The following is a 19,530-nucleotide window of genomic DNA, read 5'->3' as shown; positions in this document are numbered from 1 at the left end:
AGAGATGTCAAAAGAAGTATTTGATTTTAGCGCTGGAATAAAGAAGAAGCTTGCCATAGCTTTTATTTCAGGTGTAGTGCTGTTGCTAGTGGGTGCTTGGTTGTCTTCAACTGGTGGCCATGGCGAAGATCATGGTGGAGATGACCATACTACTGAGTTAGCTGAGGCTGATGGACACGGTGCTGCCGAAAAAACTGAAGGAGATCATCATGAAGGTGATGACAAAAAAGGTGCCGATCATGATGCGGATAATGCTGGTCACGGTGCCGATGCCGGAGAGCATGAAGGAGGAGAGAGCCATGAAAAAGGATGGTTCGAAAGAGTTGTGATGGACGTATGGGTGAACAATGTGTATTTCACAGGTTTAGCATTGATAGGTCTATTCTTCTTTGCAATCCAATATGCCGCTCAGGCAGGATGGTCTACATATATCTTAAGAATTCCATTGTCAATGGCGAGCTGGATTCTACCAGCGGGTATCTTGATGCTTCTGACTTTCATCTTCTTCAATCACGATATTTTCCACTGGACGCATAGTAATTTGTATGAGGTTGGCGGAGACCACTATGATGAACTGATCGCGGGAAAAGCGAATTTCTTCTACTTACCATTGGAAGGTGGTTCATTCCCGGTATTCTTTGTTGCGAGGATGGTTATCTTCTTTGGAGCATGGGTATTGTTATTTAGAAAACTAAAGTCTCTTTCGAATCTGGAGGATGAACTAGGTGGTACTTCTTATTGGTATAAGATGAGAAGAACATCAGTGGCATTCTTATTAATATTTGCTGTATCCTCATCCATCTCTGCGTGGGACTGGGTAATGTCAATTGACGTACACTGGTTCTCTACTATGTTTGGTTGGTATGTATTTGCCAGTTGGTTTGTAGCTGGTTTGGCATTGATCACACTGATGACGGTATTGTTGAAAGAAGCTGGTTACCTATCACAGGTAACATCAAATCATTTACACGATCTTGGTAAGTTCGTGTTCGCATTCAGTATATTCTGGACATACATCTGGTTCTCCCAGTTCTTGTTGATCTACTACGCAAACATTCCAGAGGAGTCAGTATACTTCGTGGAACGATTCTTAAGCGACAAGTATGCACCAGTGTTCTTCGTGAACTTAATCATGAACTTCTTCTTCCCATTCTTAGTGTTAATCACTAGAGATGCGAAGAGATTGAATGTATTCTTGAAAATAGCTTGTATCGTAATTATTCTAGGGCACTGGATAGATTTCTATCTAATGGTGACTCCTGGTACAATGGGTGAGTCTGGAGCTTTCGGTTTGACTGAAATAGGGACTTACTTAATATTCGGATCAGCGTTCTTGTTTGTAGTACTCAAAGCACTTTCATCTTCTGCTTTGGTACCGAAGAACCATCCAATGTTAGAAGAAGCAAAACATCACCATATTTAACACATAGACAAACTAGTAGATATGTTCGGTTTTTACATAGCACTTGCGGTTTTCTTAGTTGTAGCCATCCTACTTCTGATCTTTAGGATCACGCGTTTGGTTGGTATAGTTAAGGGAACAGGAGATAAGGTTGTTACAGGTAGTAACAATGCGAATGCAGCGATGATGATTGTGTTCATGGTGTTGTTCTTTGGACTTTCAGCATGGTATTCATATGCTTATTTCGATGCATATGATCCACCAGTAGCCTCTGAGCACGGTGAGCTTACAGATAAGCTTTTCTGGAGAACCATGTGGGTCACTGGAATTGTATTTGTGATCACTAATATTCTGTTATTCTACTTTTCTTATAAGTACAGATATTCAGAAAAGAGAAAGGCTCTTTTCTACCCTCACAACAACAAGTTGGAGTATATCTGGACAGGTGTTCCTGCCATTGTACTTACCTGGTTGGTAATCTCAGGCTGGATGGCTTGGGATGGTATTATGAGCGAGGCTCCTGAAGATGCTGAGCAAATTGAAATCATGGGATATCAATTCCAATGGTCAATCCGATATGGAGGTGTAGACAATCAAGTAGGTGACTACGATTACCGTTTGATTGACGCTGTCAATGCTCATGGTCAAGATCTTTCTGATAGATCGAACTTCGATGACTTTATTTCTAATAGCATGGTAATTCCTAAGGGGAAACCAGTATTGCTAAAGATTAGAGCAAGAGACGTACTTCATAGTGTATTCATTCCTCACATGCGAGTCAAAATGGACGCTGTACCAGGTATGCCTACGCAGTTTTGGTTTGTAGCGAACAAGACTACTGACGAGATCAGAATCGAAGAAGGAAATCCTGATTTCAATTATGAGTTGGCTTGTACTGAAATTTGTGGTGGAGGTCACTTCTCAATGAAGAAACGAGTAGTCGTTCTTGAACCTGCAGAATATGCTGAGTGGAAAGCAGATCAAAAATCATGGCTTTCTAAAAATCCTCAGTATTTGAGTCAAGTTCCTGAGAACTTGAAGGAATTAGCATTAGTTACAGCCGGAATTAACGAATAAAAAGACATTAAATCAGTGCATATGGCAACAGAAGCAGCACAAATCGATGTTCACGCACATGACGATCACCATGATCACCATGAGCAGTCATTTATTGAAAAATATATATTCTCAACGGATCACAAGACCATTGCTAAGCAATTCCTGATTACAGGTATTTTCTGGGCAATTATTGGAGCTGCCATGTCAGCAATCTTCAGATTGCAGCTTGGTTTTCCTGAGGCAGATCTTGGATGGTTGAGACCGCTATTAGGTAGATGGATTACTGAAACGGGTCAGTTAGACCAGGAGTTCTATCTAGCTTTGGTAACAATGCATGGTACCATCATGGTATTCTTTGTGTTAACCGCTGGACTGAGTGGTACGTTCTCTAACTTCTTGATCCCTCTTCAGATTGGAGCAAGAGATATGGCTTCAGGCTTTATGAACATGCTTTCTTACTGGTTCTTCTTCGTTTCAGGTGTTTTGATGTTCATCTCACTATTCTTAGAAACGGGGCCAGCTTCGGGCGGTTGGGTAGTATACCCACCATTGTCGGCAATTCAAACGGCCATGCCGGGTTCTGGTATGGGGATGACACTTTGGTTGATAGCCATGGTGTTCTTTATAGCATCTTCATTGCTGGGAGGTATTAACTATATCACTACAGTAATCAATCTAAGAACAAAAGGTATGACCTTCTCAAGGTTGCCATTGACAATCTGGGCTTTCTTCTTGACAGCCGTGATTGGTGTTCTTTCATTCCCAGTATTATTTGCGGCAGCCCTACTTCTAGTATTTGATAGAAGTTTTGGTACCTCATTCTATCTGTCAGAAATTTATATTCAAGGTGAGGCGCTTTCTAATGTAGGAGGTAGCCCAATTCTATATCAGCATTTGTTCTGGTTCTTAGGGCACCCTGAAGTTTATATAGTGTTACTACCTGCTTTAGGTATTACATCTGAGATCATTGCAACCAACTCAAGGAAACCAATCTTTGGTTACAAGGCGATGATTGTGTCAATGCTTGGTATTACGTTCCTTTCGTTTATCGTTTGGGCTCACCATATGTTCGTGTCAGGTTTGAATCCTTTCTTAGGGTCAATCTTCATGTTCTTAACATTGATTATTGCAGTACCATCAGCAGTAAAAGTTTTTAATTACCTGACTACTTTATGGAAAGGTAATATCGTGTTTACGCCAGCCATGTTGTTCTCAATTGGTTTGGTATCAGTGTTTATTTCCGGGGGTATCACGGGTATTTTCCTAGGTAACTCAGCAATCGACATTCAACTACATGATACTTACTTTGTGGTTGCTCACTTCCACTTAGTAATGGGAGCGGCATCAGCATTCGGTTTATTAGCTGGGGTTTACCATTGGTTCCCTAAGATGTTTGGCCGTATGATGGATGCTAAGCTGGGTTATATTCACTTCTGGTTGACGTTCATTGGTATTTACTCTGTATTCTTCCCAATGCACTATATCGGAATCGCAGGCTTCCCTAGAAGATATTACTCATTTACCAACTTTGATGCGTTCAGTGGATTTACAGATTTGAACCAGTTCATTTCAATAGCCGCCATTGCAACATTCATTGGCCAGTTTATCTTCTTGTTCAACTTCTTCTACAGTATGTATAGAGGTAGAAAGGCACCAGCGAACCCTTGGAAGTCAAATACTTTGGAGTGGACTACTCCACGTAACCCGGGTCACGGTAACTGGGAGGGCGAAATTCCTCACGTTTACAGATGGCCATACGATTACTCCAAGCCAGGTGCAGAGGATGATTTTATTCCTCAGACTGTTCCATTCTCAGAGACTATGGACTCTAACTTGCCGCATGAAAATGACTTGATTGCATTGGAAAAAGAGCAGGCAGAAGAGATTGTAGTAGATGAGTCTGCCGGACACTAAAACGAGATTGTTTAGACGGTTTTCGGCCGTCACGATAATAGCCGTTTACTTGTTAATAGCAGTAGGCGGAATAGTAAGAAGTACTGGGTCAGGAATGGGATGTCCTGACTGGCCTAAGTGTTTCGGAAGTTGGGTACCACCTACAAGTGTAGATGAGTTACCTGCAGACTACAAAGAGAACTATGTTCAACAACGAGTTGAAAAGAACAAAAAGTTCTCTAAGTATTTAACAGCATTTGGGTTCGATGACTTGGCTTACCAAGTAGAAAATGATCCCAGCATTCTTGAAGAAGAAGATTTTAATGCGGTTAAGACTTGGGTAGAATATGTAAACCGCTTGATAGGTGCGGTTATCGGCCTGCTGATCTTTGGCACTTTTGTGTTATCGATTAGATTTTGGAAGAAAGATAGACCCATCACCGTTCTTTCATTTATTGCATTTGTATTGGTCGGTTTCCAAGGCTGGATTGGTTCTATCGTAGTAAGTACAAACTTATTGCAATGGATGATCACAATTCATATGCTCTTGGCAATCGTAATTGTCGGTTTGTTGATTTACGTCTACTTCCGCTCCAAAAGACAGAGTCTTGAAGTTGTGACTGGACTGCCAGCCAAATTGAAATGGTTAGTTGTAGCATGTATGTTACTGACGATCATTCAGATTGTTTTGGGCACCCAGGTCAGAGAAGGAATTGACACCGTTGCAGCCTATGCTGCTCGGTCAGAATGGATTTCTAATTTGGGAGTGACCTTCTTAATTCATAGGTCTTATTCATTGCTGCTACTAGCTCTACATGCATATATGTTCTATATGCTATTAAGAAGTGAAGGGCTCAAGTCATTGACAAAGTGGTTGTTAATCATAGTCATTGTTGAAATATTGAGTGGAGTTGTTATGGCCTACTTCGGAGTACCCGCTTTTGTACAACCAATACACTTGCTATTAGGAACATTAATAGTTGGAGTACAGTATTATCTGTTGCTTCTCATTAACCATAAACAAAGGAGTATTGCTTGAATATGATATCAGGTGATTCAGCAAATATTAAAGTAACATCACTCTTTGCTCAAAAGGCAAAGGCATATGTGGAATTGACCAAACTGAGACTTTCTCTAGTGGTATCTTTTTCATCTGCCTTTGGCTACGTTTTGGCCATGAGAGGAAGTGTAGATTGGATGCAATTGACAATGCTCTTCATTGGTGGGTTCTTGATTAGTGGTGCCTCATGTACTATCAATCAAGTGCTTGAAGTGGAATACGATAAGTTAATGAAGCGTACGCAAAGCCGTCCCCTTCCGACCAATCGTTTGAATGCCACAGAGTCCTTATGGTTTGCGGGAGTTGTAGCCATTCTTGGACTTTATATGCTTATGATCTGGACCAACTGGTTGACGGTTGGTCTCGCAGCATTATCTATGATTTTATACAGCTTTGTCTATACTCCTCTGAAGAGAGTTGGGCCTATTGCTGTTTTTGTTGGCGCTATCCCAGGTGCTTTGCCTCCTCTATTGGGGTGGACAGCTGCTACTGGTGATATCAACCATGCGGCAATGATCATCTTCGGTATACAGTTCATCTGGCAGTTTCCACATTTCTGGGCAATTGCATGGGTGGCGGATGAAGATTATAAAAAGGCAGGGTTCAAGCTTTTGCCAGTGAAAGGAGAGAAGGATCTTAAAACCGCTTTCCAGATAATGACTTATACCTTGTTTTTGATTCCAATGGGCTTATTGCCAATGTACTTTGGGTTGACAGGGGTGAATTCAGCTGTAGTTGCTACAGTCTGTGGTGTGTTGTTCTTGGCGTCAACGATTAAGTTGATGAAAGATCAATCAAGAAAATCTGCTTTGCGGATTATGTTCGGTTCGTTTCTATACTTACCGATAGTTCAGATCGCGTACCTATTAGACATGGTGAATTGATGGTGGAGGATTATAAACTAGTAGACGTACCCGTAGAGCAACCGCTCTCAATGCATCCTAAGAAATTTGCGCTTTGGTTGTTCATCGTGACTGTGGTGATGATTTTCGCTGCCTTTACGAGTGCGCACATTGTAAGACAAGCGGATGGTAATTGGTTGGTATACGATATACCACCAATGCTTTGGATTACTTCTGGAATCATATTGACCAGTAGTATCTTCATGCAATGGGCATACATAGCTGCTAAAAGGGATAAGTTGGAGCAAGTAAAACTTGCACTTTCAATAACGACAATATTAGGCTTGGTCTTTTTGTATGGCCAGTTTCAAGCTTGGGGTCAGTTGGTAGATGCAGGAGTATTTTTTGTGGGAAATCCTGCGGGAAGCTTCATGTATGTGTTCACTGGAATCCATGCCGCACACCTGATAAGTGGTGTGATTTATTTGTTATATATGCTAATTTCGTCCTTTAAATATAAGGTGCATGCTAAGAATATGTTGAACATGGATATGTGTACAACTTACTGGCATTTCCTTGGAGGACTCTGGATATATTTGTTCATATTTTTATTGCTGAATCATTAATTAAACTGTTCTATGGCAACTACTGCTACAGTAAATAAGAAGAGCTTATGGGGAGGTGGAATTGCGCCTTTCAAAGCCAGCTATGGAAAGCTGATGATGTGGTTTTTTCTACTATCAGATGCTTTTACTTTTTCTGGCCTGCTTATCACCTATGCCTTCCTGAGATGGAGTGCCCCAGCTTATAAGGGCGATCCTGAAGCTTTTACTTTTTCAACAGAATATTGGCCAATACCTGAAAAGGTTTATGAGGCTTTTCCTGGTTTACACGGTGTAGAAGCACCACTATACTTTGTTGGTCTTATGACCTTCATCCTGATCTTAAGTTCAGTTACTATGGTATTGGCCGTAGAAGCAGGGCATAGAATGGATAAGAAAGGTGTTGTCAAGTGGATGCTATGGACAATTATTGGTGGTTTCGCTTTCTTGAGCTGCCAGGCTTGGGAATGGTCTCACTTTATTTCAGGTACTGACATTGCTACAATTGGTGATGTTGTTAAGAATGGCATCTGGGTGGAGAACTATGAGATTATAGGAGCCAACCTCAGTTTTAATCAATATGGACCTCCGGCTTTTGCCGCATTGTTCTTCTTTATTACAGGCTTCCATGGTTTCCACGTGTTCTCTGGAGTTTTGATCAATGTGATCATCTTCTTTAATGCTGCCAGTGGTATGTATGAAAGAAGAGGCCATTATGAGATGGTTGAAAAAGTTGGCTTGTACTGGCACTTTGTAGACCTTGTATGGGTATTCGTATTTACATTCTTTTATCTGATTTGATAGACTTTTATTATGGAACAAGTAACAAGCAACGTAGTAGTTCAGCCCGTAGATAAAGCCAAAATTCGAGGAATTTGGAAAGTGGCGTTGATTCTGTTTCTAATAACAGTTATTGAGTATGCCTTTGCCTTCACAATGGATGCAGGTATGTTAAGAACCGTAATCTTCGTAGGGCTTACTATAGTCAAAGCATGGTTTATTGTAAGTGAATTCATGCACCTAGGCCATGAGGTCAAAGGGTTGATTTACTCGATCATTTTGCCAATGGTATTTATCTTATGGCTCATAGTCGCACTAGTGAATATGGAAGGTGCGGCAATTAAAGATGCCAGAGGTATTGTAGATGTTGAACAACCAGCGACAGAACATGTCGGAGGTGAAGAACACTAAATGAAAAGAAAATATTAAATATAGAAATCAGGCTGTTCTCATGGCCTGATTTTTTGTTTTAGGCTATGAACAAAAAAATAATTCTTCTGTTTCTGGTAATTGCCTTACCCGCTTTAATCTTCCTTTTCTTGAAGGCATTTGGTAATAATGAGTTCACTATACCAGTCTACTATGAACAAGGTCTGGGTGACTCTTTGGCCACCCCATGTTTGGATCGCTCTTTGGAACAGTATGTTGTCGAGAACCCAGGTCTTCCCCTAGGGTCATTTAAGATTGTGCATTTCGAGAGAATGGACGGTCCAGTATTAAAGACGCGCCTAGAAGAGCTTGAACGATTGCAAGATGTATTCTATGATAATCCAGATATCAAGCTATTGACACATTTAAACGGTGCTTCCATAAAGCAGCAGGATATAAGCGACTATGACAAAAGAATTCAATTCTTAGATCAGTTTTGGAAAATCAATGAGATGGATTCCAGCACTTGGGCAGACCTTAAGTACTGTGGTGTCGCCATGTCTTCTTTGGACAACCGTGTGGTATTAGTTGATGAACTCAATAGAATCAGAGGCTATTACAACATTTTGGAACGAGAAGAAACAGATCGGTTAATACTAGAGTTAAGGATTTTAAATTCAAAGAGATAAAGGCATGTCACAGCAGAAGAAGTCCATGTTCTGGATTAAATTCCTCTCGATTGCAATACCCTTGGCTGTTGCTATTCTATTAGGACTAAGAACGAAACTTGATTTAGGAGAGTGGGTGTATAACCTACCCCATGTGATCGGTGTGATAAACAGCCTTACTGCCGCATGTTTGATTTTGGCGTTCATTTTTGTCAAACAGAAGAAAATCAGTCTTCATAAGAAATTTAACTCAGCAGCTTTTATACTCGGTGCTATTTTCTTGCTCTGCTACGTCACCTATCATGCAAGCGCAGAATCTACGGCCTATGGCCAAGATGATTATACAAAATACATCTACTACTTCTTTCTATTGAGCCACATACTGCTTTCTATTGGTGTAGTACCCATGGTTTTGTTAGCCTTTTATTATGCCTTGAATGATATGATCGACAAGCATAGAAAAATTGTCAAATATACATTTCCGGTTTGGTTGTATGTCTCAGTGACTGGTGTAATCGTTTATTTGATGATTAGCCCTTATTACATTCATTAGTGGGATATGCGAGTATTGAGGCTTAAATTTGTGATATGTTCAAACGGTTGAGAACACTTCTACTTACTATTCTGGCAATGGTGCTAATTAGTGCAAATTCATTTGCCCAGTGTGCCATGTGTCGTGGTTCTGTAGAGTCTACCGTTAGCGCTGGAGAAACTTCCATGGCTTCCAACCTGAACCTTGGTATTTTATATCTGTTTTTTGCACCGTATCTACTGGTAGGTTTAATTGCTTACTTCTGGTACAAGACTAGTAGGAAAAATGTCAAGAAAGCCAAAGGCATTGGCAGTATTGCAGGGTAAGTGCCCTCAGTGCCATCAAGGTGATTTGTTCACGCACAGTGCTTATAATCTAGGTAAATTCACAAAAGTTAATGAGCACTGTTCTCACTGTGATGTTCGTTTCGAACGTGAGCCCAGATTTTTTGATGGTGCCATGTACATCAGCTATGCACTTTCGGTAGGCCTCTTTTTGGTGAGTGCCTTTATCATTTACATGTTATTTCATCCAGTTTCTGAGAATGTTTATCTCATAGCCATTATTTCGGAAGTATTTTTGCTGTACCCATTGATGTTCCGCTATTCGCGCATCTTTTACCTCTACATTTTTGGAGGTCTTAAGTTTAAGCCCGAATTAGAGAGGAAAGAAAATAATTAGTAGATTCCGTTAAAACGGTATTAGGGTACAATATTTTGAGTGATAAGCAAGGTTTTTTTCGAACCAACAAGTTCCTAATTATCAGTATAGTACTGGTAATGATTACGCTCATTATCGATGAGGCTATATTTTCTGATCAAAGCCGAAGAGTCGACCCTCAGACTACTATCACCAAAAATCTTCATACTGCCCTTTTTGAATTAGATGATCACATAGAAAGGATCAGCGATGTCGCTATTGTAGACCTGAACAGGCTTTTTAATCGCTTTACCAACAATGAAGAACTTCCTTATTTCATTTATGAGAATGGGAATGTCATCTACTGGAGCACCAACCGATTTGTCCCGAAATATGGAACCCTTGGTGGAACCTATCTCTATAAATTTCTCGAGCTAAAGGGCGGCCAATATATTGCCAGAAGGAAGGTCATCAATAGTGCTCAAAACAGGGTGGTTGAAATTTTTGCACTATTGCCCTTGTCGTCTGATGTGGTATTGAATGATTCATTTCTAGAATATGGACTAAATGGCAATGTCTTCGGTCGTTCCTCTTTTACGCTTTCTAGCGAAGAGGCCTCACCTGAAAAGAATATCAGTTCTCCAGAAGGGAGCTTCCTATTTTCTTTTGCAGGCACCGAACGAATGAAAATTGATTACCCTCGCTTTTCAACATTCATTTTTCTGCTCTACCTTATCTCTATTGCGGCTTTTATATGGTCTGGCTTCGTGTACAGTCATAAACTTGCTTCCAGGGGTAAACCGTATTTTGGAGTTACCCTTATTGCGATTTTTATGCTTGTGGTCAGGCTGTCCATGCTACGATATGAGTACCCATTGAGCATTATTGAGTGGTCTTTATTTCAACCCGATAGTTTCGCTGCGAGCTGGTGGCAACCCTCACTAGGTGATTTTATATTAAATCAAATCGCCCTATTGGTTGTTATAGGCTACGGTTATAAGGTGTTTACTCAGCGGCAACGAGATAATCCCAGCCATTCTATTAAGGCTGTAGTACTTCCATTAATACTCCTTGTGACTACACTTTTCTATTTTATAGATGAGGTACAGTCTTTACTGCTCAATTCGCAGTGGTCATTTGATGTAGCGAGAGATATTAGCTATAGTCCATTCAAACTCTTGGTTTATCTCGCCTTGTTTATCATAGCCATAATGGTATTCCTCATTGGTCAGTACCTCAGTAAAGGGCTTAGGAATATTCCTCAAACACGACTGGTGAATTCAATACTGACATTTCTATTAGTTGCCACTGTATCGTTAGGGATTGGATTGGAGATAGAGTCGCTAGTGCTCGTGGGATTCTTGATGGGCTATCTTTTGATAGTTTTCAATTTTAATTTGTCGGATCATTTAGATAAGGTCAACTACAACACATTCTTATACTTTTTTATTGCGGCATTTCTTATGTCGAGCGTTTCGACTTCAATTCTGACAAGGCATATTCGGAGCGAGAATTTACAAGACAAAAGAGCACTGGCTACACGACTATCTACAGAAGAAGATGAGACTGCAGAGTATTTCCTTTCTCGAGCACGTGAAAGCATTGAAGAAGACATTAGAATTCAAACAGGTATCACGAGTCCGTTCGGTTCCAAAGATCAAATAAGAAGGATTATACAAAGAGTATACTTGGGCGAATATTTTGACAAATATGAAATAGAAATACTACTATTCAATGGAGCCGGTAGACCTATTAATAGTAATACCTCCATTGACTATGAGGGATTGAGAGAAACCTATGCTAAGGCATCAAATGCTACTGAGTTTGATGGGCTCTATTTCTACAGAGAAGATTATCCGGTACAGCTAAACCAATACTACTTGTTCAATGAAATTCAGCGATATAATACAACTGTTGGCTATGTTCTAGTGAGGCTAGACAGGAAAGAGCAGCTGAACAATAGCATTCTACCGAGATTGTTACTGGATGATAATTTTGAGGAGAATGAGCTACACTTTGACTATGCGGTGTTCAATCAGGGCGTACTTGAGTCAGTAACTGGAGACTTTAATTACCAGAGGAGCTTTAATGTGAGCTTGTTGTCAGATTCGCTTTTATATCAAAATGGAATTTTTGTTCAGGGCCACCATCATTTAGGCATTCCAGGTACAGGTGAAAATCAGGTTTACGTGATTAGTAACAGGCTTTACCCGCCAAAGTATCTGATCACCAACTTCGCGATTTTCTTTCTGTTTATGGTGGCCGCTATCATTCTGATTTTTGGCGTGAGTGCCATGTTTTATAACCTTCAAAAGACCAGTACCACACTTTCTGCCAAGATTCAAATACTACTCAACTTTGCCTTCTTCCTTCCACTGATCATTGTGAGTATAGTAGTACTGAGATTGGTCAACCGAACGGTAGAAGAAAAAATTGATACCCAATACCTGTCTATTACAGAAAGCGCAGCAGCAAATCTTGCCAACCAACTGCAAGACTTTTTGGAAGGCCAAAATGAAAACAATGAAAGTCTGGAAGATAGGATCACTGAGATTAGTTTATATGCCCAGGCCGATATCAACCTTTTCAATACAAATGGCAGACTGATAGCGACAAATCAGCGATTGATTTTTGAGAATGAAATACTAGCCCCATTCGCCAACCCGAGTGCTATGGCGAACATTGTGGAGGCGGGAAACAAGGAACAACTGAGCATTGAAAGGGTAGGTGAACTGGCCTACCGATCTACATTCTATGGCATTAGGTCTAATGAAGACAACCGTCTTCTAGGAATTCTGACAATGCCTTTTTTCGATTCAGAAGAGCAGTTAAAGGCAGAACAACGCGACATACTCTCGAACATTCTCAATGCCTTTACTTTCATATTCGTGATCTTCGTGGTGCTCTCTTTCCTGGCCTCAAGAATATTGACCTACCCATTTAAGTATTTGACCCAAAAGATTAAATCGACTACACTTTCTACTTTGAATGAGCCACTAGAATGGCAAGCCAATGATGAAATAGGTCTAATGGTAAGAGAGTACAACAAGATGCTCCTCAACCTTGAGAAAAGTAAGAAGGCACTGGCCTTGAGTGAAAAAGAAAGCGCATGGCGTGAAATGGCGCAGCAGGTGGCACATGAGATTAAGAATCCATTGACACCAATGAAATTGAAGCTGCAACATTTGAAAAGAGTATTGAGTGAAGCTCCGGATGTCGGGACCGAGTTCAATATGCCGATCGATAGCTTACTTAATCAAGTTGAAACGCTAAGCGATATCGCCACCTCGTTTTCATCTTTCGCCAAAATGCCGATACCTATCAGTGAGCGTCTTGACTTAGTAGAAGAATTACGAAAGTCGGTAAGGTTATTCAAGGGGAATAAAGCAGAAATAAAAACAAATATTCCAAAGCAGCCGGTATGGGTTATGGGAGATACCAAATTATTGGGAAGGATCTTTAATAATTTAATTCTAAATGCTGAACAATCTCTTGGTGAAGAAAGATCAGGTGAGCTTTCCATTGAGCTCTTAGTCACTCATAATAAAGCGCGAATTAGCTTTCAAGATAATGGTAATGGTATCCCTGAAGACATCAAGGAAAAGATATTTATCCCTAAATTTAGTACAAAGGAAGAAGGTTCTGGTATTGGATTAGCCATTGCCAAACGTGGGGTAGAACATGCCGGTGGGAGTATTTGGTTTGACTCAACTCTTGGGAAGGGAACAACCTTCTACCTGGAGTTTCCGCTAACCGATTGATTGTGCTTCGTGGTTCACTTGTTTTCTTGGTCACACTTATGCTTAGTGTCTCACTAAAGGCACAGACTGAAGAAGTATGCAAATGGGTATCTGAGTTTGACAGTGAGGTTATTCTTGATTCTCTGACAGTTTATCCAGAGTCGGTTAGGATCACAAAACCCAATTCGAAAATTCAATTCGAGTTTAATCTCAACACCAATAGTATCTTAATTCCTAAACAAGGAGTTGACTCCGTTCTCGTATGCTATCGCACATTGCCCTTTGACCTGCATACGCCTAAAGCGAATAGAACTTTAGATATTTATGATTCTACTGCTCTTTTCAAAGATGCTGTCCTTTATCAAGAAGCACTGGCGCTACCTACACGAGAAGAGGTAATCTCTACAGAGAGCATCACCAAAACAGGAAGCATTACCCGAGGAGTGTCCTTTGGTAACCGCCAAGATGTATTTGTTAATTCTACACTGAATTTGCAAATGGAAGGACAACTAACCGAGAGTGTAAACTTACGTGCTGTTATAACCGATCGCAATGTCCCTTTTCAACCTGAAGGGAACACACAACAACTACAAGACTTCGATAATGTATTCATAGAACTTTATAACGATAAGTTTTCATTGAAGGCAGGAGATGTAGTACTGAGAAATCAAGAGTCGAATTTCCTACGATATTATAAGAATGTTCAAGGAGCGCAATTCAAGGTCGACTATGATTTGCCCAATGGTTTTAAAGCACAGACGTCACTGGCGGCCTCTGTGGCCAAGGGTAGGTTTGCATCCACGACTATCGATCCGATTGAAGGTGTTTTAGGACCTTACAGGGTGAGAGGTCCTCAAAATGAGAGATTCTTGATCATTCTCGCAGGCTCGGAAAAAGTGTTTATTGATGGCGAGCAGAAGACCAGAGGCTTTGAGAATGACTATATCATTGACTATAATTTAGGAGAGATTACTTTCACGAATAAGGTGCTGATTACTCAGTTTACGCGTATCAGAGTTGATTTCGAATTCTCAGATCAGAACTATACGCGATCGATTTTTCAGGCGAGTCACTACCAACAGAATGATAAGCTCAACTTTTCGCTCAACTACTATAGCGAAAAGGATAATAGAAATCAGCCTTTGGCTTTTGACTTGAGCAACGAAGAAAAGCGTATTCTCGCGGATGCCGGGGATAACTTGGACCAAGCATTCACAAGTCGAGTCGATAGCATAGGGTTTACGCCCGATTTGATTCTTTATCGCAGAACGGTCGGAAGTGACGCCAACAACCAGACTTATGATATTTTTCAATACTCCACTAATCCAGATAGTGCCTTCTTTGACGTGCAATTCAGTGATGTGGGTTTTATGCGAGGAAATTATCGTTTGCTGAGCACCACTTCTAATGGTCGTATTTATGAATGGATACCACCGGTTAATGGTGTAGCCCAAGGTAACTTTGAGCCCATCTCTATACTTAACGCTCCCAACCAGAAGTCAATGTTTACTGTTGGTGGCTCTGCAAAGCTAAATAGTCATGATGTTGTAGAAGCAGAGATTGCATTGTCTCAAAATGATCTTAATCTTTTTTCAGAGGTAGACTCGGAGGATGATAATGGAACGGCTTTTAAATTGATTCACAGGACCACCGATCGTCAAGTCCAGTTTTTGCCCAAGTACCTCTTCAATTCGGAGCTTTCCTATGAGTACAACAGCGAATCTTTTTCGTTCATCGATCGATTGCGATATATAGAGTTCGATAGGGATTGGAGCTTCAATCCCAACGATTTTGCACAGAGTTTCTCAGAAAATATTCTCAACGCCAAGTTGAACCTGACCAAAGATCCATTGAATAGTTTCGATTATCGATTGGTAAGACGTAAGCGCGGAGAGGCAGTAGATGGGTTTCAACATTACTTTAATTTCTCCAAGCGGATAGGAAGGCTTCAGACCAGGCTTGATGCTTATTTAATGAATAATGATCAGGCCGTTTTGAGCTCCGAATGGAATCGACTGAAGTTTGATGTCTCCTATGGTAGTCGGTGGTTTATCCCTGGTTATCGATATCAACAAGATCGAAATGCGGTAAGAAGCCAATTGGACAACCTTGTTGTGAGTACGGCCATGAACTTCTCCGAGCACACTTTTTACTTGAAAAATGCAGACACCCTTAAGACGACTTATGGTATTGACTACCAGGTCAGGGAAGATCGACTACCTGTAAATGGTGTGTTGCTGGACAACAATCAATCAGAGACTTGGAATGCCTTTTTCAGAACCAACTTTGATGATAATAATAGGCTCTCTTTGCTGTTTACCTATCGAAATCTTGAGAACCTCAACGAGAGCGGCATCGATAGAAATGACGAGACTATAATGGGACGTTTGGATTGGGTGGGTTCATTTTTTGATAGGATAGTACGTTCCGAGCTGAACTATAACCTTTCCAATAGCCGTGAGCTGAGAAGGGAGTTTATTTTTATTCTGGTAGCAACAGGTCAGGGTACACATACATGGCGTGACGATAATGGTGATGGTATTCAGGATCTCAACGAATTTTATCTGGCCATAAACCCTGATGAGAAGAACTATGCAAAGATCTTTGTGCCAACCGATACTTTTGAAGAGGCCTTTAATACCATTATTTCATATCGTTTTAACCTCAACTTCCCAAGAGTATGGAATCGTGAAACAGGGTTTAAGAAGTTCATTTCTCACTTTTCTAACAATACCGCATGGTCTCTAAATTCTAAAATCATTGATGATGACTTGGGGAGTAGGCTATTGCCAACCAACGTTCCAGACTCTGTGGTTTTAGGTTTGAATGAGAGTGTTCGTTCGACTTTATTCTTTAACCGATCCAATACCAAGTTTGGAGCCGATATTGGCATCGCTCAGATTCAAAATAAGCAACTGCTTCTCAATGGTTTTGAAAGAAGGGCTAATCGAGATATCAGAACACACTTGCGATGGAATATTAATAAGTCGCTTAATCTCGACATCAACTACATTGATGGGAACAGAAGTAATTCGTCTGATGTATTGGAGCCAAGAAATTATCAAATCGAACAGACAACCTTTCAACCATCTATCACCTGGCAGCCTTTCAGGACTTTCCGATTTACTGGTAAGCTTTCGCAAAAGGAGAAACAGAACGTATTCTCAGAGGGCAATGGAGAGTCTGCCATGCTGAGAGAATTAGAAATCAGTATGCGCTTTGCAAAAGCTGCTAAGACTACCCTAACGAGTGGTTTTCGCTTAGTAAATATTGACTTTGTAGGTACCGAGAATACGCCTACCGGCTATGAACTTTTAGAAGCGTTGAGACCAGGTCAAAACTTTACCTGGAATGTCAATTGGCAACAAAAGCTTGGGAAAGGCCTACAGTTGGTGTTAAGGTATGACGGCAGAAAATCAGCAGATAATAGTGCTGTTCATCTTGGTAGAGTACAGGTTAGTGCGCTGTTCTAACAAGTGTTAATAAAAGGTTAAAGGGTGAATTTGGTCAGCCAGTTGTCTAGTCATCACGTATCTTAGTACTGATCAAACCACTTTTTTATGAAGATTCGAGTAACACTTTCCGTTCTGCTTTTGTGCTTTTCATTTACTGATAGCTATAGCCAGAAAAAATCATCTGAAATTTTTGTGGATCAGCAATGGTTCCAAAATCATCAGTCTGATGACAACTTGGTCATATTGCATGTGGCAGATCCAAAATCATATGAAGAAGGACATATTGAAGGGGCGATTTCAATAATTCCGCCAGAGTATACGGTTGTCAGAGATGGACTTTATTGGGAGTTACCCGAGGTAAGTAAAATGGATTCTACCCTAAGGTCGAAAGGTGTTAACAACGATTCTCAACTCGTTCTTTATTATGGGGGCGGTGATCATGCTGCTACTCTTAGATTGTTTTTTACACTAGACTATTTTGGACTTGCTGATCGGGTTAGGATTCTGGATGGAGGTCTTAAGGGTTGGAAGGCAAATAACCTTGCCCTTTCAACTGATAAGCCAACAATTATAGAAACTGCCCCTGGTAAGCTTAAGCTTAAGACAAAGAAGAAAGTCAAGGTAGACAAGAAGTATGCGCGTAAATCTGCTGGAAAGGACAAAATCAATCTGATTGATGCAAGAAGAGATGTCTTCTACAACGGTACAGAAACTGGTCAGTACAAGCGTGGAGGTCATATCATGGGAGCGAGTAATATATGCTGGTTGGATGTAGTCGATGAGAATATGTTTCTGAAAGACAAGACGGTTTTAGCCCAAATGTATGCTACCCAAGGAGTCAAAAAAGGAGAGCAGGTTGTGGCCTATTGCCATGTGGGTTTAAGAGCATCTACCATCTATACCATTGCCAAGTATTTGGGCTTTGATGCAAGACTTTACGATGGATCTTTTAATGAATGGGATACGTTGCCGGATGAGTATAAGGTAGAAAACGGAAAGTAATCTATCCTAAGGACTTAATTTTTCTCATCATCTTATTAGCGAAGACGAAGTCATCTAACTCCTGAACTCCGGAGTGGATGATGTCGTCATTTGTACCTTCCCATAACTTTTTACTATTGGAAATAAATAGAATGTATTCGCCAATCTCCATTACCGAGTTCATATCGTGAGTAACAATAATTGTAGTGATTTTATACTCATCGGTGATCTCTTGGAGTAATTGATCAATCTTGATTGATGTTTGAGGGTCAAGACCCGAATTAGGCTCATCACAGAAGAGGTACTTAGAGTTGTTCACAATTGCTCGGGCAATACCCACACGTTTTTGCATGCCCCCACTTATCTCAGAAGGCATTTTTTTGTTAGTGTTTTCGAGCTTAACTCTCTTTAGTATGAAATTGACTCGATCCAGTTTTTCATCTTCTGGCATGTCGGTCAACACATCCAGTGGAAACTTAACGTTCTGCTCGACATTCTTCGAATCGAAGAGCGCGCCTCCTTGAAAAAGCATTCCTATCTCTCTCCGGATATCCGTTTTCGTATCCCGATCGGCACCGATGAAGTTTCTTCCGTTATAAAGTACTTCACCACTATCTGGGGTAAAAAGGCCAACTATATTTTTGAGCATTACACTCTTGCCAGATCCACTGGCTCCTATGATAAGGCTGGTTTTTCCCTGCTCAAATACACCATTGATGTCTTGAATGACTGTCTTATCAGCAAAGGATTTCGTAAGATTTTTTACTTCAATCATCAGACAAGGAGTAGTTGAGCTAATATAAAATCACTTAACAAAATTGCGATACAGCTTACAGTTACCGCGCGTGTACTTGACTGTCCCACTTCTAAGGCTCCACCTTTGGTGAAGAATCCCATGTATGCTGAAATGGAGGATACAAGAAAGGCGAATACCACTGATTTGATCAAAGCGAAGTAAACACTGAAGGTGTTGAACTCAAGCTTCAAACCAATAAAATAATCAGCTGGAGCCAATACCCCACCAAACTTAGCCGCTAAGAAACCACCAGAGATCGCCAATGTTCCGGCAAGTATTACTAGGAACGGATACATGAATAATGTGGCTACTATCTTCGGGAGCACTAAGTAAGAAACGGAGTTAATACCCATTACTTCGAGAGCATCGATTTGTTCAGTGATTCTCATTGTACCCAGGTTACCAGCAATACTTGACCCCACCTTACCAGCGAAAATAATTCCTGTGATAGTCGGTGCCAATTCCAATATGGTCAAATCTCTTACTACCAATCCAATGACATTGTCTGGGATTAGTGGGTTGACTAGATTGTAGGCAGTCTGTAAGGTAGATACAGCACCCATAAACACGGATACTATCGAAACCAGAACGATACTATTGATTCCGATTAGGATACATTCATCCAAAATCAATTTGGCATAAGTCCTGAAAGATTCAGGGTTCTTAAAAAGTGCGCCAAGAAATAAAACGTATTCTCCGAGTTTTCTCATTA

General features: G+C 40.6%; 17 protein-coding genes. 15 read left to right on the top strand and 2 right to left on the bottom strand.

The window, feature by feature from the left end; translation table 11 throughout:
• Positions 1-4: 4 nt before the first annotated feature.
• From J4E76_RS08435 to J4E76_RS08365, 15 genes are all read left to right on the top strand, one after another.
• Positions 5-1,423: a quinol:cytochrome C oxidoreductase gene (locus J4E76_RS08435; RefSeq protein WP_208503081.1), complete on the top strand. Its 1,419-nt coding sequence runs from the start codon at positions 5-7 to the stop codon at positions 1,421-1,423.
• 21 nt (positions 1,424-1,444) lie between these two features.
• On the top strand, positions 1,445-2,479 hold the full coding sequence (locus J4E76_RS08430) for a cytochrome c oxidase subunit II (protein WP_208503079.1): 1,035 nt from the start codon (positions 1,445-1,447) through the stop codon (positions 2,477-2,479).
• Positions 2,480-2,500: 21 nt separating this feature from the next.
• Positions 2,501-4,375 carry a cbb3-type cytochrome c oxidase subunit I gene (locus tag J4E76_RS08425; RefSeq protein WP_208503077.1) on the top strand — a complete coding sequence of 625 codons (1,875 nt, stop codon included), beginning with the start codon at positions 2,501-2,503 and terminating at the stop codon, positions 4,373-4,375.
• Positions 4,356-5,393 carry a heme A synthase gene (locus J4E76_RS08420; RefSeq protein ID WP_208503075.1) on the top strand — a complete coding sequence of 346 codons (1,038 nt, stop codon included), beginning with the start codon at positions 4,356-4,358 and terminating at the stop codon, positions 5,391-5,393. Before J4E76_RS08425 ends, J4E76_RS08420 begins: the two co-directional genes overlap by 20 nt.
• Before the next feature lie 2 nt (positions 5,394-5,395).
• Entirely contained in the window at positions 5,396-6,298 is a 903-nt protein-coding gene (gene cyoE, locus J4E76_RS08415; protein ID WP_208503503.1) for a heme o synthase, read from the top strand.
• 50 nt (positions 6,299-6,348) lie between these two features.
• Complete coding sequence (locus J4E76_RS08410; protein ID WP_236017341.1) at positions 6,349-6,882, top strand: cytochrome c oxidase subunit 3; 534 nt, start codon at positions 6,349-6,351, stop codon at positions 6,880-6,882.
• A gap of 12 nt (positions 6,883-6,894) precedes the next feature.
• Positions 6,895-7,659 carry a cytochrome c oxidase subunit 3 gene (locus J4E76_RS08405; protein WP_208503071.1) on the top strand — a complete coding sequence of 255 codons (765 nt, stop codon included), beginning with the start codon at positions 6,895-6,897 and terminating at the stop codon, positions 7,657-7,659.
• Between the two features lie 12 nt (positions 7,660-7,671).
• Positions 7,672-8,049, top strand: a complete 378-nt coding sequence (locus tag J4E76_RS08400) for a cytochrome C oxidase subunit IV family protein (RefSeq protein WP_208503069.1) — start codon at positions 7,672-7,674, stop codon at positions 8,047-8,049.
• A gap of 65 nt (positions 8,050-8,114) precedes the next feature.
• Positions 8,115-8,696: a hypothetical protein gene (locus J4E76_RS08395; RefSeq protein WP_208503067.1), complete on the top strand. Its 582-nt coding sequence runs from the start codon at positions 8,115-8,117 to the stop codon at positions 8,694-8,696.
• A gap of 4 nt (positions 8,697-8,700) precedes the next feature.
• Positions 8,701-9,228, top strand: coding sequence for a DUF420 domain-containing protein (locus tag J4E76_RS08390; protein WP_208503065.1), 528 nt, complete (start codon positions 8,701-8,703; stop codon positions 9,226-9,228).
• A gap of 35 nt (positions 9,229-9,263) precedes the next feature.
• Positions 9,264-9,533 (top strand): hypothetical protein, encoded by a 270-nt coding sequence (locus J4E76_RS08385; protein WP_236017338.1) that lies wholly within the window; start codon positions 9,264-9,266, stop codon positions 9,531-9,533.
• Positions 9,493-9,888 carry a DUF983 domain-containing protein gene (locus J4E76_RS08380; protein ID WP_208503063.1) on the top strand — a complete coding sequence of 132 codons (396 nt, stop codon included), beginning with the start codon at positions 9,493-9,495 and terminating at the stop codon, positions 9,886-9,888. Before J4E76_RS08385 ends, J4E76_RS08380 begins: the two co-directional genes overlap by 41 nt.
• 35 nt (positions 9,889-9,923) lie before the next feature.
• Entirely contained in the window at positions 9,924-13,607 is a 3,684-nt protein-coding gene (locus J4E76_RS08375) for an ATP-binding protein (RefSeq protein WP_208503061.1), read from the top strand.
• Positions 13,608-13,609: 2 nt separating this feature from the next.
• Positions 13,610-17,059, top strand: coding sequence for a hypothetical protein (locus J4E76_RS08370; RefSeq protein ID WP_208503059.1), 3,450 nt, complete (start codon positions 13,610-13,612; stop codon positions 17,057-17,059).
• 87 nt (positions 17,060-17,146) lie between these two features.
• Positions 17,147-18,043 (top strand): sulfurtransferase, encoded by an 897-nt coding sequence (locus tag J4E76_RS08365; RefSeq protein ID WP_208503057.1) that lies wholly within the window; start codon positions 17,147-17,149, stop codon positions 18,041-18,043.
• A gap of 1 nt (position 18,044) precedes the next feature.
• Here the strand turns inward: J4E76_RS08365 and J4E76_RS08360 are convergent, their stop codons facing one another.
• Both J4E76_RS08360 and J4E76_RS08355 read right to left on the bottom strand, forming a co-directional pair.
• Complete coding sequence (locus tag J4E76_RS08360) at positions 18,045-18,797, bottom strand: ABC transporter ATP-binding protein (protein ID WP_208503055.1); 753 nt, start codon at positions 18,795-18,797, stop codon at positions 18,045-18,047.
• Positions 18,797-19,528, bottom strand: coding sequence for an ABC transporter permease (locus tag J4E76_RS08355; protein ID WP_208503053.1), 732 nt, complete (start codon positions 19,526-19,528; stop codon positions 18,797-18,799). The genes J4E76_RS08360 and J4E76_RS08355 overlap by 1 nt, the downstream gene beginning before the upstream one ends.
• Between the last annotated feature and the right edge of the window lie 2 nt (positions 19,529-19,530).

It is taken from the genome of Roseivirga sp. E12, assembly GCF_017592825.1.
GTDB lineage: Bacteria > Bacteroidota > Bacteroidia > Cytophagales > Cyclobacteriaceae > Roseivirga.
The sequence above is the reverse complement of the archived record's forward strand: the minus strand, read 5'-3'. Positions and strand labels throughout refer to the sequence as shown.

Coding starts and splice junctions, on each gene's coding strand:
- J4E76_RS08435 (WP_208503081.1), top strand. CDS start 5: ATGTCAAAAGAAGTATTTGATTTTAGCGCTGGAATAAAGAAGAAGCTT.
- J4E76_RS08430 (WP_208503079.1), top strand. CDS start 1,445: ATGTTCGGTTTTTACATAGCACTTGCGGTTTTCTTAGTTGTAGCCATC.
- J4E76_RS08425 (WP_208503077.1), top strand. CDS start 2,501: ATGGCAACAGAAGCAGCACAAATCGATGTTCACGCACATGACGATCAC.
- J4E76_RS08420 (WP_208503075.1), top strand. CDS start 4,356: ATGAGTCTGCCGGACACTAAAACGAGATTGTTTAGACGGTTTTCGGCC.
- cyoE (WP_208503503.1), top strand. CDS start 5,396: ATGATATCAGGTGATTCAGCAAATATTAAAGTAACATCACTCTTTGCT.
- J4E76_RS08410 (WP_236017341.1), top strand. CDS start 6,349: ATGCATCCTAAGAAATTTGCGCTTTGGTTGTTCATCGTGACTGTGGTG.
- J4E76_RS08405 (WP_208503071.1), top strand. CDS start 6,895: ATGGCAACTACTGCTACAGTAAATAAGAAGAGCTTATGGGGAGGTGGA.
- J4E76_RS08400 (WP_208503069.1), top strand. CDS start 7,672: ATGGAACAAGTAACAAGCAACGTAGTAGTTCAGCCCGTAGATAAAGCC.
- J4E76_RS08395 (WP_208503067.1), top strand. CDS start 8,115: ATGAACAAAAAAATAATTCTTCTGTTTCTGGTAATTGCCTTACCCGCT.
- J4E76_RS08390 (WP_208503065.1), top strand. CDS start 8,701: ATGTCACAGCAGAAGAAGTCCATGTTCTGGATTAAATTCCTCTCGATT.
- J4E76_RS08385 (WP_236017338.1), top strand. CDS start 9,264: ATGTTCAAACGGTTGAGAACACTTCTACTTACTATTCTGGCAATGGTG.
- J4E76_RS08380 (WP_208503063.1), top strand. CDS start 9,493: ATGTCAAGAAAGCCAAAGGCATTGGCAGTATTGCAGGGTAAGTGCCCT.
- J4E76_RS08365 (WP_208503057.1), top strand. CDS start 17,147: ATGAAGATTCGAGTAACACTTTCCGTTCTGCTTTTGTGCTTTTCATTT.
- J4E76_RS08360 (WP_208503055.1), bottom strand. CDS start 18,797: ATGATTGAAGTAAAAAATCTTACGAAATCCTTTGCTGATAAGACAGTC.
- J4E76_RS08355 (WP_208503053.1), bottom strand. CDS start 19,528: ATGAGAAAACTCGGAGAATACGTTTTATTTCTTGGCGCACTTTTTAAG.